The 14,754-nt window shown below is 63.6% G+C and carries 12 protein-coding genes and 1 pseudogene; 3 read left to right on the top strand and 10 right to left on the bottom strand.

Annotated elements, in window-relative coordinates; all coding sequences use genetic code 11:
• Position 1 precedes the first annotated feature (1 nt).
• Genes BUS06_RS11550 through BUS06_RS11560 form a run of 3 tightly spaced genes read right to left on the bottom strand, consistent with a single transcriptional unit; the run spans position 2 to position 5,894 of the window.
• Positions 2–1,600, bottom strand: a complete 1,599-nt coding sequence (locus BUS06_RS11550) for an efflux transporter outer membrane subunit (protein ID WP_074264390.1) — start codon at positions 1,598–1,600, stop codon at positions 2–4.
• A 2-nt stretch (positions 1,601–1,602) separates the two neighbouring features.
• Positions 1,603–4,734: an efflux RND transporter permease subunit gene (locus BUS06_RS11555; RefSeq protein ID WP_074264391.1), complete on the bottom strand. Its 3,132-nt coding sequence runs from the start codon at positions 4,732–4,734 to the stop codon at positions 1,603–1,605.
• Positions 4,731–5,894, bottom strand: a complete 1,164-nt coding sequence (locus tag BUS06_RS11560) for an efflux RND transporter periplasmic adaptor subunit (protein WP_074264392.1) — start codon at positions 5,892–5,894, stop codon at positions 4,731–4,733. Before BUS06_RS11560 ends, BUS06_RS11555 begins: the two co-directional genes overlap by 4 nt.
• A gap of 214 nt (positions 5,895–6,108) precedes the next feature.
• Between BUS06_RS11560 and BUS06_RS11565 the strand changes: the two genes are divergently transcribed.
• Positions 6,109–6,732 (top strand): TetR/AcrR family transcriptional regulator, encoded by a 624-nt coding sequence (locus tag BUS06_RS11565; RefSeq protein WP_074264393.1) that lies wholly within the window; start codon positions 6,109–6,111, stop codon positions 6,730–6,732.
• A gap of 5 nt (positions 6,733–6,737) precedes the next feature.
• On the opposite strand, the gene BUS06_RS11570 is transcribed toward BUS06_RS11565, so the two are convergent.
• Entirely contained in the window at positions 6,738–6,950 is a 213-nt protein-coding gene (locus tag BUS06_RS11570; RefSeq protein WP_074264394.1) for a hypothetical protein, read from the bottom strand.
• A 414-nt stretch (positions 6,951–7,364) separates the two neighbouring features.
• Here BUS06_RS11570 and BUS06_RS11575 point away from each other — a divergent pair.
• A pseudogene (locus tag BUS06_RS11575) lies at positions 7,365–8,312 on the top strand (LysR family transcriptional regulator); the annotation flags it as partial.
• Positions 8,313–8,714: 402 nt separating this feature from the next.
• Positions 8,715–9,167: a GNAT family N-acetyltransferase gene (locus BUS06_RS11580; RefSeq protein WP_074264396.1), complete on the top strand. Its 453-nt coding sequence runs from the start codon at positions 8,715–8,717 to the stop codon at positions 9,165–9,167.
• On the opposite strand, the gene BUS06_RS11585 is transcribed toward BUS06_RS11580, so the two are convergent.
• The 6 genes from BUS06_RS11585 to BUS06_RS11610 all read right to left on the bottom strand — a co-directional run bounded on the left by BUS06_RS11585 (position 9,156) and on the right by BUS06_RS11610 (position 14,623).
• Positions 9,156–9,560, bottom strand: a complete 405-nt coding sequence (locus tag BUS06_RS11585) for a cupin domain-containing protein (RefSeq protein ID WP_074264397.1) — start codon at positions 9,558–9,560, stop codon at positions 9,156–9,158. The two genes, BUS06_RS11580 and BUS06_RS11585, sit on opposite strands and share 12 nt — an antisense overlap.
• A 144-nt stretch (positions 9,561–9,704) precedes the next feature.
• Positions 9,705–10,565: an AraC family transcriptional regulator gene (locus BUS06_RS11590; RefSeq protein WP_143787501.1), complete on the bottom strand. Its 861-nt coding sequence runs from the start codon at positions 10,563–10,565 to the stop codon at positions 9,705–9,707.
• A gap of 10 nt (positions 10,566–10,575) precedes the next feature.
• Positions 10,576–10,806 (bottom strand): DUF2795 domain-containing protein, encoded by a 231-nt coding sequence (locus tag BUS06_RS11595; RefSeq protein WP_074264399.1) that lies wholly within the window; start codon positions 10,804–10,806, stop codon positions 10,576–10,578.
• Between the two features lie 18 nt (positions 10,807–10,824).
• The gene (locus tag BUS06_RS11600) at positions 10,825–11,076 is read right to left on the bottom strand and encodes a hypothetical protein (protein WP_074264400.1); all 252 of its coding nucleotides are present in this window, start codon (positions 11,074–11,076) and stop codon (positions 10,825–10,827) included.
• A gap of 255 nt (positions 11,077–11,331) precedes the next feature.
• Positions 11,332–12,669, bottom strand: a complete 1,338-nt coding sequence (locus BUS06_RS11605) for a C45 family autoproteolytic acyltransferase/hydrolase (protein WP_074264401.1) — start codon at positions 12,667–12,669, stop codon at positions 11,332–11,334.
• A 220-nt stretch (positions 12,670–12,889) separates the two neighbouring features.
• Positions 12,890–14,623, bottom strand: coding sequence for a ClcB-like voltage-gated chloride channel protein (locus BUS06_RS11610; protein WP_074264402.1), 1,734 nt, complete (start codon positions 14,621–14,623; stop codon positions 12,890–12,892).
• Positions 14,624–14,754: the final 131 nt, after the last annotated feature.

The raw sequence follows: 14,754 nt of genomic DNA on the forward strand, positions 1-14,754 counted from the left end.
CTTAGCCTGGCACGGGGCCGGTAGACGGCTGCGAGCCAGAGACTGGCGAGTGCATTGGCGCTGCCGGAGCCGCAGCAGCGCCTGTGGTTCCTCCAGTCGTGCCAGACGCCCCCGTTGTTGCCGTAGACCCCACCGCGCCCGCCTCATCTACTGGCGGCGTCCCCATTGCCTGAAACAGCGCCGCGGTATCGGTCAATCGCGCACCGGTATAGCGGATCTCATCGAGCCGCGCGTTGCGAAACTGCTGCTCGCTCGAGCGTGCAGCCGACACCGGCACGGCGCCCAGACGGTAACGTGCCGCGGTCTCATCCGAAATGCCCTGCGCCGCCCGTGCTGCCACGTTTGAGGCGTCGAGTGCCTGCGCGTCATGCTCAAGCGCAGCCAGCGTATCGGCGACGTTCTGGAACGCTGTCAGCACCGTCTGCTTGTACTGTTCCGTGGCTGCGTCGTAAGTCGCCATTGCCGCGCGGCGTTGCGCGAACAGTGCGCCACCGTGGAAGATCGGCTGCGAGAGCGAACCGGCTACGGCCCAGATAGCGCCCGCGCCGGAAAGCGCCAGCGGCCAGCTAAAGCCGCCTTGTCCCATCGAGGCTGTGAGCGACAGGCTCGGATACATCTGTGCGGTAGCCACTCCCACATCCGCTGCGGCTGCCTTGACCGCAGCATCGGCGGCCTGGATGTCCGGGCGTGCGCGCAATAGCTCGGACGGCACGACCACCGGCACCTGCTCAGGCACATGCAACTGCACCAGATCGAGATCCGGCGGCGCGGCGTCGGGCGTGCGTCCGATCAGCACTGCCAGCGCATGCCGCGTGCTCACCCACTGTTGCTGCAGCTCCGGCAAACTGGCTGCCAACGATGCCGCGCTCTGTTGCGCATTGAGCATATCTGCATGCGATACCGCGCCGAGCGCATAGCGTCGTGCTGTGTCGCGGGCGTCGTCATTCGCGAGCGTAATGAGCCGCTGGGTCGTGTCGATCTGCGCATGCAGTGCGGCCGAGGTGATGGCTGCCGTCACGATGTTGGCCGCCAGCGCGCGCCGCGCCGATTCCAGTTGAAAAACCTGCACGTTCACCCGTGAAGCGAGCGCGGCGTTGGCGAGCCGCGAAGCGCCAAACAGGTCGATCGTGTAGTGCGCCTGCAACTCGCCGACGAACGTGTTGTACAGGAACGTGTTCGGCCCGATTTCCGGAATCCCGAGCGCGCGCTGCCGGGCCGGCTGGGCTACGGCATCGACGGTGGGCAGCATCGAACTGCCGACCTGCGCACGCAACTGCTCGCGCGCGGCGGTCAGGCTCTTGTCGGTGGCGGCGAGGGTGGGGCTGTTGCGCAGACCCTCGTCGACCAGCGCGTTCAGGTCGTCCGATTGATACAGACGCCACCACGTCGGCACCGGCTTGGCACCCACTACAAACTGCTGGGTGATGCCCTGAGCGGGCACCGTTTCGGTGAGCTGCGGCTCGGCCCCGTAGTGGGCTGGCTGCGGCACCGCCGGCGGGTTGCCGTTCGGGCCGAACGAGCAGGCCGCGAGCGCGAGCGCGCTACCGCCTACCGCCAGCGTGCGGGCCTGCCTGACACGTTTGAGGACAGAATGAGTCATGGTCAATTTCCCGAATGCGACGCTTGCGTCGAGGCGGCCGGCGGCTCGCGTTCATCGCCGCGCACTCTGAACGAGGTTGCGTAGAGCGCGGGCAGATAGAACAGCGTCAGCACGGTGGCGCTCGTGATGCCGCCCATCAGCGCGGTGGCCATCGGTCCGAAGAAGTTCGAACTCAGCAACGGAATCAGCGCCAGCACGGCTGCTGCCGCAGTCAGCGTAATGGGCCGGAAACGCCGCACGGTTGCACCGACGATCGCATCGAAGCGTTTGTGACCTGCGGCGATGTCCTGCTCGATCTGATCGACCAGAATCACCGAGTTGCGCATGATGATGCCGAACATCGCGATCACCCCGAGCATCGCCACGAAGCCGAACGGCTGACCGAACAGCAACAAGGTGGCGACCACGCCGATCAGGCCGAGCGGGGCGGTCAGCACCACCATCAGCACGCGAGCGAAACTTTGCAGCTGGATCATCAGCAGCGTCAGCACGGCGATGATCATGATCGGCATTTGCGCGTTGATCGAGGTCTGGCCTTTCTCGCTTTCCTCCACCGAGCCGCCCAGTTCGATACGGTAGCCGACCGGCAGCGTCGAGCGGATCTGGCTCAGCGCCTTGTCGACACTATTGGTCACGTCGATGCCTTGCGCGTTGCCGATGACGTCCGATTGCACCGTGATGGTCGGCTGGCGGTCGCGTTCCCAGATCACGCCGTACTCGAGGTCGTAGCGCATATGACCGAGCGTACCGAGCGGCACCGGACCATTGGGCGTGGGCATCGCCAGCGTGACGAGCTGCGCCGGATCCACGCGCTCCGTCTTCGGCGCACGCAGATCGACGCTGATCAGCTTGTCGCGTTCACGGTACTGCGTGACCGTATAGCCGGACAGCGTCATGGCGAGGAAGCTCGACACGTCGTCCGAAGTGACGCCCAACTCACGCGCCTTCTTCTGGTCGATCTCGAAGCGCACCGAGCGCTCGGCCGGCTCGTCCCAGTCGAACTGGACGTTGGTCGTGCGATGGTCGTCGCGCATCGTCGTGGCGACGCGTTCGGCGATCGAGCGCACCGTGGCGATGTCGTCGCCGCTCACGCGAAACTGCACCGGATAGCCGACCGGCGGCCCGTTTTCGAGGCGCGACAGGCGCGTACGGATAGCCGGGAACTGGTTGCGCAACTCCGGCTCCAGCCATTGCGCGAGTTTCTCACGGTCCTTGACCGACTTCGCGGTGATTACGAACTGTGCGAAATTTGGCTGCTGCAATTGCTGATCGAGCGGCAGATAGAAACGCGGCGCACCGCTGCCGACGAAGTCCACCGAATGATCGATCTCCGGACGGCCCTCGATCGCTTTCTCGAGCCGCTGTGCCTGGCGCAGGGTGGCCTCGAAGGAAGCGCCTTCAGGCAGGCGGACGTCGACCAGCAACTCGGGGCGATCCGAACTCGGGAAGAACTGTTGCGGGACGAGCGTAAAACCAAACAGCGAGACCACGAACAGCGCAACAGTGATCGTCAGCACGACGAAGCGCCGCTCGATGCACCAGCCAATCCAGCCGCGCAGGCGCTTGTAGAAGCGGGTGTCGTAGATGTCGTGTTCGTAGTCGTGCGCTTCGTGTGCCTGACGTTTGCGCTCCGGCAGCATGTGATAGCCGAGCATGGGGATCAGCACCACGGCGGCGAGCCACGACGCGATCAAGGCAATCGCCGACACTTCGAAGATCGACCGCGTGTATTCGCCGGTGCTCGATTTGGCCAGCGCGATCGGCAGGAAGCCGGACACGGTGACGAGTGTGCCGGTCAGCATCGGAAACGCAGTACTGGTATAAGCAAACGCAGCGGAACGGGCGCGGCTCCAGCCCTGTTCGAGCTTCACCGACATCATCTCCACGGAGATGATCGCGTCGTCGACCAGCAAGCCGAGCGCCAGCACAAGCGTGCCGAGCGAGACCTTGTGCAAGCCGATATCGAACAGATACATGCACAGCGCCGTGACCGCGAGCACGATCGGAATCGAGATCACAACTACCATGCCGGTGCGCACGCCCAGCGAGACGAGACTCACCACCAGCACGATCGCAATCGCCTCGGCAACCGCCTCCAGAAAGTCGTCCACCGATTTCGCCACCGCATTCGGCATGCTCGACACTTCGACGAGCTTGAGCCCGGCCGGCAGATAGGAGCGCAGGGTAGCGGACTGTTTGTCGAGCGCCTTGCCGAGCTGGATGACGTCGCCGCCCGGTTGCATCGTCACGCCGATGCCGAGCACGGCCTTGCCGCCGTACCGCATCTGCGTGGATACGGGATCGTCGTAGCCGCGTTTGATCGTCGCGATGTCGCCGAGGCGGAACGAGCGGTTGTTGATGCGGATCAGCGTATCGGCGAGGGCGTTGACGTCCTTGAACTGGCCGGTGGGGCGCACGAAGACGCGATCATCCAGCGTGGTCAGCGTGCCGGCCGGCGAGACGCTGTTCTGCGAGTTGATGGCCTGCGCGATCTGCTGGGGCGACACGTTCAGACGCGTCAACTGCGTGTTGGCGATCTCGATGTAGACGTGCTGGTTAGGATCGCCAAAATAATCGACCTTGGCGACGCCCGGCACGCGTAGCAGCACCGTGCGCAATTCGTCCGCATAGTCGTGCAGTTGTGCAGCGGAGAAACCGTCGCCTTCGAGCGTGTAGATGTTGGTGTAGACGTCGCCGAATTCGTCGTTAAAAAACGGCCCTTGAATGCCTTGCGGCAGCGTGGCGGCGATGTCACCGACTTTCTTGCGCACCTGGTACCACGTTTCCGGCACATCCTTGACAGGCGCCGAGTCCTTCATTGAGAAGAACATCAGCGATTCGCCAGGGCGCGAATAGCTGCGCACGAAGTCGATATACGGCGTGTCCTGCAGCTTGCGGCCGATGCGGTCGGTAACCTCCTCCTGCACCTGGCGCGCGGTTGCGCCCGGCCAGAAGGTCTGGATCACCATCACGCGGAACGTGAACGGCGGGTCTTCCGATTGCGCGAGCTTCGTATAGGCGAGGATCCCGAAAGCGGTCGCGAGCGCGATCAGGAATACGACGAGCGCCTGATGACGCAGCGCCCACGCGGACAGGTTGAAGCGTCCCTCTTCATGTTCATGTGGAGTACTCATGAAGCGAAGTCCTCGGGATGCAGCGGGGCGATCGGATGAACCGTCTCGCCAGCTGTGACCGTGTGGACACCTTGCAGCACGACACGTTCGCCGTCTTTCAGGCCGCCGGAAATGGCGACGGTGCGCTCGTCATAGCGCGTTACCTGCACGCGGCGCAGTTCCAGCACGTTGGTGCCTTCATGCACGACCCACACGGCAGGCGCCGTGCCGTCGTGGAACAGCGCAGTGGCGGGCAGTATGAACGAAGTTGCGGGCTGGGTCGCGGTATTGCCCGAAGTGAGTGCGACGTCGGCGGTCATACCAAGTCGCACATCCGGGCCGGGATCGAGCAGCGTGAGATTCGCACGATACGTGCGGCTTTGCGGATCGGCGGCAGGCGATAGCTCGCGCACGCGGGCGCTGAAGCTGCGCCCCGGCAGTGCGGACATGGTGACCTTGGCGGTCTGGCCAACCGCGAGCGCCGCGAGCGTGCTTTCCGGCACATCGACGACCACGTCGATATCGCCGCTCCACGCGAGGTTGTAGACGGCTTGTCCGGCCGACACATTCTGTCCGGTCTGCGCCTGTTCGGCGGTAATGACGCCGGCGTGATCGGCGAGCAGGTCGGTGTATTGCAACTGGTTCTTCTGCAGCGCCGTTTGCTGCGCCGCCTGGTCGCGTTGGGACAACGCCGAGGCATACGCGTTGGTGGTCTGCTCCAGTTGCGCCGCCGAGATCAGGTTCTCGCGCGCCTGCGCCTGGTCGCGGTCCAGTTGCTGCTTCGCGTAGACGAGGCTGTGTTGTGCCGCATCGAGTTGCGCCTGCGCGCTGGCTTCGCTCTTTTGCGCGTCGGCCGGGTCGAGCCGGGCCACAACTTCGCCGACCTTCACGGTATCGCCAAGACGCACATGCCGCTCGATGATCTTGCCGGCAATCCGGAACGACAGCGGCGTCGAGTAACGAGCCTGTACTTCGCCGGGCAACGAGGCTGACAGCGAACTGCCATCGGCATGAACCGCGAGCGCGACTACGGGACGCGGTGCGGGCGCGGCCGCCTGCTTCTGGCCGCAGGCGCCGAGCAGCAGAAGGCCGGCGAGTGCGAGCGCGGATGCCGCGCGGCGCGGTGTGGACAAAGGGGACAAGAGAGACAAACGGCGACGCGGATGACTGCGCTTGCGCATCGAATGTGATGCGCGACCACTGGGACGATTCACAATTACCCCAATCAGAAGACAGCGAACGAACAGAACAAGCCAGACGGCTGGTCAACGAAGGCACGTTTGAAACAGAGCGTGCAATAGACTGTTGCTTCAGATGATGAACTGCATTCTAATACATACCTGTATCTGAATGTGAAGCCGTATGTGAATTCTTTCCGGTGATAAACTATTCAGCATGAAACGCCAACGCCTCACACGCGAGCAGAGCAAAGACCAGACGCGCCAGCGGCTGCTCGATGCCGCGCAAGCTATTTTTATGAAGAAAGGGTTCGTCGCGACGAGTGTAGAAGACATCGCGGAGGCGGCCGGCTATACGCGCGGAGCGTTCTATTCGAACTTCAGCAGCAAGCCCGAACTGTTCCTCGAACTGCTCAGGCGCGACCATGAGGAGATGCAGGCGCAACTGGAGAGCATCTTCGAGGAAGGGGCGACGCGCGAGACCATGGAGGCGCAGGTGCTGGCGTACTACAGCAACCTGCCGCACGACAACAAATGCTTCCTGCTATGGATGGAGGCCAAGCTCGTGGCCGCGCGCGATAGCCGCTTCCGGGCGAAATTCAACGCATTCATGCATGAGAAGCGCGAGCATATGAGCGAATACATTCGCGCATTTTCGGCGCGTGCAGGCACGCCGTTGCTGTTGCCGGCGGAAACGTTGGCGATAGGACTGATGGGGCTGTGCGAAGGCGTGCAGTTCCTGAGCACGATCGATCCGCAGAACATTTCTGCGGATGCAGCCGAGGCGGTACTGGCGGGATTCTTTGCGCGCGTCGTATTCGGGCGCGATGCGGCAGGCTGAGTGGGTCAGTCCACCGGGAAGTTCGCGCAGGCGTCGGTCACGGGCGACGCGCAGACGAACGAATACTCGCCGCTCCATTGCAGCGCGGTTTTACCCGCATGCAGGACCTGGCGGACGTCGGGATCCGTTTCGTAGGCGATGAAGGCAGAGCAGGCGACTGCGGACAAAACGACCAACGAAAACGCGATCTTTTCAAAAATCTGGAAACGGTATGGCATGGCGATATCTTCCTTTTCGCCCGTAATGATACCTCAACCTAGGGTTTTCACCTAGTCCGGCGTACGCCAAAATGCCTTCCCCTGGCACGTATTTTCCCGTGCCACGTTATTTGCCCCCGCTGCCGCCTTTGCGCTTCGAACAGCGCGCAACTCCGTTTAATTTCCTGCGCATCATTTACCTGACCGTTTTGTCATGTTCACGACAGGGTTGGGCCATGAGTGGTCGATACAATCAAACCCGTAGGGCAAGCCTTGGTGCGAGCGACTGGCGGCGTGGGAAACCACGCACGAGGTCCGCCGTCGAGGTGCGATGTCACCCGCTGGTAGTCATTGGCTTGCGCAGTCGCCGACGCTCCGTTTTTACGCCGCGTCGGTGTTCGTTGGCTTGGCTTTAACCGCGGCAGGAGTGGCCCCATGAATCATTTGCAGTCGATGCGAGTTTTCGTCAAAGTGGCCGAACTCGGCAGCTTCGCCCGTACTGCCAGCACGATGGGCATTTCCACTGCCGTCGTGACCCGTCACGTAGCCGACCTCGAAGAACGTCTCGGCACGCGCCTCCTCAACCGCACGACGCGCAGCCAGTCGCTGACCGAGTCGGGCCGGGTCTATCTCGAGCGCGTTCGTCCGATCCTCGACGACCTCGAAGGCGTCGAGCAGATGGTGGTGGCGCGCAATCACGAACCGGTCGGCACCTTGCGCATCGTGGCGCCGGTGGTGTTCGGCCTGCATAACTTTGCGCCGGTGTTGCAGTCGTACGCCGAGCGTTATCCGAACGTCATTCCCGATGTCACGCTGGTGGATCGCCATGTCGACCTGGTCGAAGAAGGTTTCGACGTGGGCGTGCTGATTGCCCGCCAGATGCGTAGCGCGAGTATTGTCACGCGGCGTCTCACCACGGGTCATATGACGGTGTGCGCGACGCCGGACTATCTGCGCAAACACGGCACGCCGACCCGTCCCGAGCAACTGCAGGATCATCCGAGCCTGTCGTTGCCATCCGAATACGGCGGCGACGAGCGCGTCTTCACGAGCATCGACGGCAAGGGCGAAGTGCGGATGCGTCCGACCAATGCGATCGTCGCGAACAACACGGAAATGCTGCGTCAGTTCGCCCTGCTCGGCATGGGCATCGCCATCCTGCCGAGTTACCTGATTGGCCGCGATCTCGAACGCGGCCGTCTGGTGCGGCTGCTGGCCGGTTATCGTCTGCCGCAGGTGGAGGTGACGATTGCGTATCCGAGCCGTCACCATCTGCCGGCCAAGGTGCGGACCTTTATCGATCATCTGGTTGAACACTTCAGCCAGATGTCGACGGGTCTGCCGGGCGACCCCGCGGCCTTGCAGGAGCCAGCACTGCGTCCGGCCCAGATGATGCAGCGTACGGTGGCGGAGATGGAAGCGAACGCGCCGGAGTTCGATGACATCGATGAAGCTGCGTCCTTGCAGCGCGGCAAGGCGGCTGCGGCACCCGCCCCGCGCAAGGCAGCGCGGTCGGCTCGCATGACCGATCAGGCGACTGCAGCGGGTTTGTGAACCGCGCAGAAAACACAGGCGCCCGGCAGACGCAGTGACGCAGAGGGACGCGTTGCTCGCCGCATCCGGATTGCGGACGCGGGGCGGTATCAGCGGAGGGACAAAGGCGCGACTCGGCGCCCTTGAGCGTGTGGCAATAATCAGGCAATACTGCGGGTTAGCAGGGCGCGGACAGCCGCGCGCGACCAATCCGCGGTGAGCCCGCGCACGCTATCCGGGGAGCATGACGAGTTGAACGTCGCCTTTGCCAACACAACCAGCGACGACGTCGAAACGCTGGTGCAAATCCGCATCGAAGCGATGCGCGAAAGTCTCGAGCGCATCGGGCGGTTTGATCCGGTTCGTGCCCGTGAACGGTTTCTGGCGTCGTTCGAACCCGCGCAGTGCCGTTTCATTCTCGTGGATGGCGTCGAGGCAGGTTTTGTTCTCGTCAGGCCGGAGCCCGGTCATCTACAACTTGCTCATTTGTATATCGTTCCTGCTCACCAGGGCAAGGGCGTCGGCGCTGTCGCGCTCGAAGCTGTGCTCGCCGATGCCGATACCCAGGGCGTGCCGGTCAGATTGGGCGCGCTGCGCGACAGCGACTCGAACCGTTTCTATCAGCGCCACGGTTTTGTCAAAACCGGTGAAGACGAGTGGGACATTTACTATGTCCGCGAGCCGCGCGCGGCCTCAAATCCATAAGTCATTCTTCGCGGTCCGCTCACTCTCTTCGCCGCCGGTATTCCTGACGCCGCGTGGTTCGATCACCAGCATCTGCACTTCCTTCTCGGCATACGGCTTGTGCTCCTTGCCGCGCGGCACGACAAACATCTCGCCGGCTGAAAGATGCACTGCGCCGTCGCGGAAATCGATTCGCAAGTGTCCGTCGAGCACGATAAAGGTCTCGTCGGTCTCCGCGTGCTCGTGCCAGACGAAATCGCCTTCGATTTTCACCACCTTGAACTGGTAGTCGTTCATCTCCGCTACGACGCGCTGTTGCCATTGGTCGTGAATGAGAGCGAGTTTTTCGGCGAAATTGATCGCGCGGTAGGGGGCATGGAGGGCCGTGCTGGCCGGGGCCGGTGTGTTCGACATCGTTTGTTCCTGTGGGTGTAAAGAGGCACAGGTAAGCGTACGGCCTGCGGCCCGCAGCGTCTTGTACGAATGTGCGTGGCTTGGGTGCGAATGAGTGGCGTGTGAGTAGCGCGCGGGCGTATGCGAACAGCTGCCCGCGCGACGCTAGCGTCGCAAGACCGTGCCAGACGCGTGGCCCGCGGTGTTTGCCTGACTCACCATCTTCAACCAGCGCGACGGCGGCACGCCCCACGTTTTGGTGAAGTGCCGTGTCATATGGCTTTGATCGGCGAAGCCGGCGGCAGCGGAGGCATCTGCCAGCGAGCGGCCCTCGCTTGCAAGCCGGCGTACCAGGTCGAGACGACGCATCGTCAGATAGCGGTGGGGGCTGGTGCCGAACAGGGCGCGGAAGTCGCGCGACAGGCTCCATTTGTCCTTGCCGCTCGCCGTAGCGAGTTCGTCCAGCGTGACGGCTTGCGCGAGCGATTCGTGCAGGTACCTACGAGCCTGTTCCGCAGCCCGGTAGTCGGCAATGCGTATTGTCTGCGTAGCGCCGGAGGCTGCGTCGAGCGCCATGGCGAGGTCATAAATGGCGTCTTCCTGCTCGAGCGGATCAAGGGCGCGGTCGATGGCTTGCAGCAGCCCTTCGGTGGCCGAGAACAGGCGCGGATCGTCCGACAGTCCGCCTTCGATGAACGGCAACGGCTTCCCCCCAAGCACCTGTTGAAACAGCGCCGGCTCGACATAGACCATGCGGTAGCGAAAGCCTTCGTCGGTGCCGGCCTGGCCGTCGTGCGCTTCGTCGGGATGCAGCACCATCGTCATGCCCGGCACGCTGTTGCACATACCGCGGCGGTAATGGAAGCTTTGCACGCCGGCTAGCGTGCGGCCGATCGCGTAGGTGTCGTGACGGTGCAGGCCGTAGGCGGCGTCATGAAAGAACGCTTCGATGCGCTCGATGCCACCGGACGAAGGCGCGCGCTCGATCCAGTCGGCGCCGTCCGGGCGGCGCGTCTTCGGTGTCATGCCCATACGCTCAAGAGCTGAGTCCGGGCCCGAAATTACCGCCCAGCAGCGGGGTGATGGAGGCGATGTCCGGGTAGTCCTGCTCCGGCAAGCCGTCGAGCATCGACAGCAATTCATTGCTGGCGCCGGCTTCGCGTGCAAGGTCGACGAGGCCGTCCTTGTTGACCGGAAACTTCGCTTCACGCAGAACGTCTGCAATCTGCAGATCGATCGATTCGCCGGGGATACCCGAGCCGGACATGCGCATGCTCCTTGTAGACTATGTTTGCAGATGCTGATCCTGGCCCGTGAGGCCGCGGTCCAGGCGCCGCGATTTCGGCAGCGCGATGTGTTCCCACTGCTGCGGACGGTTCGCGTCCGTGACGCCGACGTTCGGCGCAGCCGGTGCGACAGGCGCGGCATTAGCGCGTGCGACGGCTGAACCGGCCGTGCTGTCGAGCGCCGTATGAACCGGCGCTGCAAAGCACGAAGCCGACAGCGTCACCATGGCCATCAGTGTCGAGGTTTTCATCGCCCGACCTCCTTTCCACATGCAGCGCAGAGACTGCAGCAAGCGCTGTGCCATTCCCGCGGCGGCAGGAATGGCGCACGCCGCGTGCGGACCGCGCCTACGACGCGCCGCACTCCTTCCATCTTAGACGGCAAATCGTGCAACCGCCGCAAAAACCGCGTGAGACCGCGCAATACCGCGAAAAGGAGCCGTCTGGGTCAGATCATGGCAGAAAACGCAATCTTGCGCCGCGGAGCGGGCTGTGCAGCGGGACGGCTAACGCAGCACGTCAAAGCGCGTCCAAGGCCATGAGGGCCGGTCCTGCATGTAGCCATTGAGCCAGTTCCACTGCGGATGGCGTTTCATGAACGCCTGCGCATCGAACGGCTGACCGCAGGGATGGCCCCAGCGCGCCTCGAAGGCCATGTCGCGGGCCATCTCGCTGTCCGCCACTTTGCCGTCATTGGCGCCCCAAGGGTTGAACGGCCCCAGCTCGGAGCCGCCGAAGCGCGCGTCGTCCAGTTCCAGGTGCCCGCAGATGGTGCGCGAGCACGGGTTGTCAGGCCGGTTCAGATACACGTCGTGATGGTCGGCAATCATTTGCCGGGCCAGTTCGACATCGATCTTGCCGCGATGCAGTTCCTCCAGCTGCATGAAGCGCAACCGCCGCGCGCCGTTCTTGCGCACGTCCGTGTAATCCTCGCCTTCGCCGACGCATTCCTGATTGCGTATCTTCAGGTCGGTCGCAGTGTTGTAGCCGCTATAGAAACCGTTCCGCGTGCTTTCGAAGCCGGAGTAGTGCAACCCCAGTTCATAGCGGGCGATCTCGCCCGTTTTGACATCCCCGAGCAGCCAGCTATTCGCATAGCCGCCGTTGTTGGCCACGGCGAACATCTCGCACCACTCGCCGATACTGTTCGCATACTGCGTAGCACGCCGTGAGCGGTAGAACTCCGGCGCGCCGGCCGGGTTATAGCCAACGAAGTCGGAGATGGTGGTTTCGGTCACCATCAGCCCGGCGGCGCTGATCCAGAAGTCGGTGAGACTCGAGATGCAACCGGGCAGTCCTTGCATCAGGATGCGATGACCGGATTCCGGCACGATGTCGAAGATCACATTGAAGGCGTCGCCCGCGGCGTAGCGGTCCCATGAGTTGTGCGCCATGACGATGCGTCCGTCGCGCGTGGCGTTTCCGGTGGCGATGAAGGCGCTGCAATGGTGGCCGCGCCTGCCGCGCCACGGCTTGACGCCGAGTCGCGGCTGCTGGGCTGCCACGTGGCTCGGCCACCAGCTTTGCAGCAGGTCCATGTAGCCGTTCCATGCGAGGACCTCGGAGAACGGCAGCCTGGCGCCGTCGGCGATGCCCTGGATCTCGTCGGTGAATTCGCTGTCGAGTTTGGGGCTGAACTGGGCCACGGCCGCGTTGACGAAAGTATCGAACTCTTCGCCGGTATCCCATTTCGCGAGGTAGCGCGCGGTGCCGATTGCGTTGCGGATTTCCGTGGCGAGCAACTGGCCGTGCTGCTCGCCGCGGTCGTACGGCTCGCCTTCGATATGCAAGAAGATCCAGCCGGCCTGATCGCGGCGCACCGCATCGATGGAGGGATCGCTCATGCTGACTCCGGGTCGAAGCCGCGCGGAACCCGGGGGCGTCCGTCGCGGCGTTTCAACCGCGCCGCGCGAGGCGGCGTGCTACTGGTTTTTATTGTAGAGCGTATGCCGCGCTTTGCCATGCGGCGTCGAGGCAGGGCGGGGTATAACGTTCAACCGTTCGCTGGTCGGCAGGGCGGGATGCTCAGGCGGCAGCGGTCTAGAGAACCGGCATCGCAACCGCTCAGCGCGTGGGATTCATGCGGAAATAGGCATCGAGCAGCGAGGTCTTGTAGACCACCCCGGCCAGCTTGGGATGCGCGACGCTCTCGATCACCGGCAGACGCTCGCCCTGAAAGGCCATGAAGTGCTGCAACGCGACGCCGAGCGGCATATCGGGCGTGAGCACGTCGAAGTGCGTCTGCAGATAGTCCGAAGCGCTTTTGGACGAGGTATCGCGCTTCTCGAGCAGGTCAGACGTAATGTCCTTCAATGCGACGACGCCGAGGAACGCGCCGGCGTCATCGGCGACATAAAGATACTTCACGGGATATTCCAGGAACACCCGCGTCATTTCCTGGACGGTCGCTGCGGGCGTCACCACCGTCTCCGCGGGGCGGATCAGCTCGCGCATCTGCGTGGCGCGCAACCGCACCCGTTCCTGCTCTTCACGGTTGCGCACGAGCGTGATCTCATACATCGAGGTTTTGCCGATCGCGCGCGCCACGAAATAGGCGACCACGCACGACAGCATCAGCGGCAGCACGACCTGATAGCTGAGCGTCATTTCGAAGATCATCAGGATTGCCATCAACGGTGCCTGCGTGGCGCCGGCGAGGAACGCGCCCATGCCGACCATGGTGTAGGCGTAGGGCGCCGACGTGCCGTTCGGCCACAGCGCATGCATGCCGAGGCCGAACAGCGAACCGACCACCGCGCCCACGAAGAGCGTCGGCGTGAACACGCCGCCCACTGCACCCGAGCCGGCAGTGGCGGCGGTGGCGATCAGCTTGAACACCAGCACGAAGACGAGCGCCGTCCAGGTCCACGGTGAATGAAGGATCGAGTTGACGACGCTATAGCCATTGCCCCAGACCTCGGGCGACCACACTGACAGAACACCGACGATCAGGCCACCCAGCGCCAGCCTCACCGGCAGCGGCAAGGGCAACTTGCGAAAGCCTGCCTTGGAGATGTCGAGCATGCGCAAAAACTGCGGTGCCGCGGCGCCACAGAGCACGCCGAGCGCGACGAACAGCAGCACTTCGAGGCCCGCCACCGGCGGAAACGCCGGCATCTCGTAGGGGGGCCGGTAGCTGGTGAACTCGCGCATCGTGATGTTGGCGACCACGGCCGCGACCACGACGGGCCCGAAGCTTTCCATCGCCATCGAGCCAAGCACGATTTCGGTCACGAAGAAGGCGCCCGCAATCGGCGCACTGTACGCGGACGTGATACCCGCTGCAGCGCCGCAGGCCACTAGCAGGCGCAGGCGCGGCGGGTCGAAATGCACCCAGCGGCCGATCAGCGATGCACTGAGCGCCGCCAGTTGCACCATCGGACCCTCGCGGCCGATCGAGCCGCCGCTGGAGATGGTGAACAGCGACGACACGCTGCGCCAGAAGCTCAGTCGTACCGGCACGATGCCGTCGCCGATCGCCACGGCTTCCATATAGTCGGTGTGGACGTTCTTGTCGGCGTGACGGCGTGCGATCAACAGCAGGAAGCCGGCGATGAGGCCGCCCGCGGCGGGCAGCAAGATGCGCACGGTCAGCGGCAGGCTGCGCGCCATCTGGACGAAGCTGCCCGAGTGGCCGACGAAGCCCAGTTGCAGCAGCGAAATCGCCTCGCGGAAGGCGATCGTCGCAAACGCGCCCGCGACACCCACTACCACCGACCAGACCAGCATCGTATGGGCGTCCGACAGCCGGAACATGTCTTGCGCGCGGGTGCGCAGCCTCAGCAGGAATGAAAGCACGACGGCAGCAGGATAGAGGGAGAAAGGGGGGAAACCGCGCGCAAGAATAGCACTGCGCGACGGTCGTGGGAGACGTTCGAGAGGACGGTTTTGGCTGGGCGCAATGCGCGCTTGCGCCGTTGTACGAGATG

The sequence above is a fragment of the Paraburkholderia phenazinium genome (genome assembly GCF_900141745.1).
In the GTDB taxonomy this organism is placed as follows: domain Bacteria; phylum Pseudomonadota; class Gammaproteobacteria; order Burkholderiales; family Burkholderiaceae; genus Paraburkholderia; species Paraburkholderia phenazinium_B.

Coding starts and splice junctions, on each gene's coding strand:
- BUS06_RS11555 (WP_074264391.1), bottom strand. CDS start 4,734: ATGAGTACTCCACATGAACATGAAGAGGGACGCTTCAACCTGTCCGCG.
- BUS06_RS11605 (WP_074264401.1), bottom strand. CDS start 12,669: ATGAGCGATCCCTCCATCGATGCGGTGCGCCGCGATCAGGCCGGCTGG.
- BUS06_RS11585 (WP_074264397.1), bottom strand. CDS start 9,560: ATGTCGAACACACCGGCCCCGGCCAGCACGGCCCTCCATGCCCCCTAC.
- BUS06_RS11600 (WP_074264400.1), bottom strand. CDS start 11,076: ATGAAAACCTCGACACTGATGGCCATGGTGACGCTGTCGGCTTCGTGC.
- BUS06_RS11565 (WP_074264393.1), top strand. CDS start 6,109: ATGAAACGCCAACGCCTCACACGCGAGCAGAGCAAAGACCAGACGCGC.
- BUS06_RS11595 (WP_074264399.1), bottom strand. CDS start 10,806: ATGTCCGGCTCGGGTATCCCCGGCGAATCGATCGATCTGCAGATTGCA.
- BUS06_RS11590 (WP_143787501.1), bottom strand. CDS start 10,565: ATGACACCGAAGACGCGCCGCCCGGACGGCGCCGACTGGATCGAGCGC.
- BUS06_RS11550 (WP_074264390.1), bottom strand. CDS start 1,600: ATGACTCATTCTGTCCTCAAACGTGTCAGGCAGGCCCGCACGCTGGCG.
- BUS06_RS11560 (WP_074264392.1), bottom strand. CDS start 5,894: ATGCGCAAGCGCAGTCATCCGCGTCGCCGTTTGTCTCTCTTGTCCCCT.
- BUS06_RS11570 (WP_074264394.1), bottom strand. CDS start 6,950: ATGCCATACCGTTTCCAGATTTTTGAAAAGATCGCGTTTTCGTTGGTC.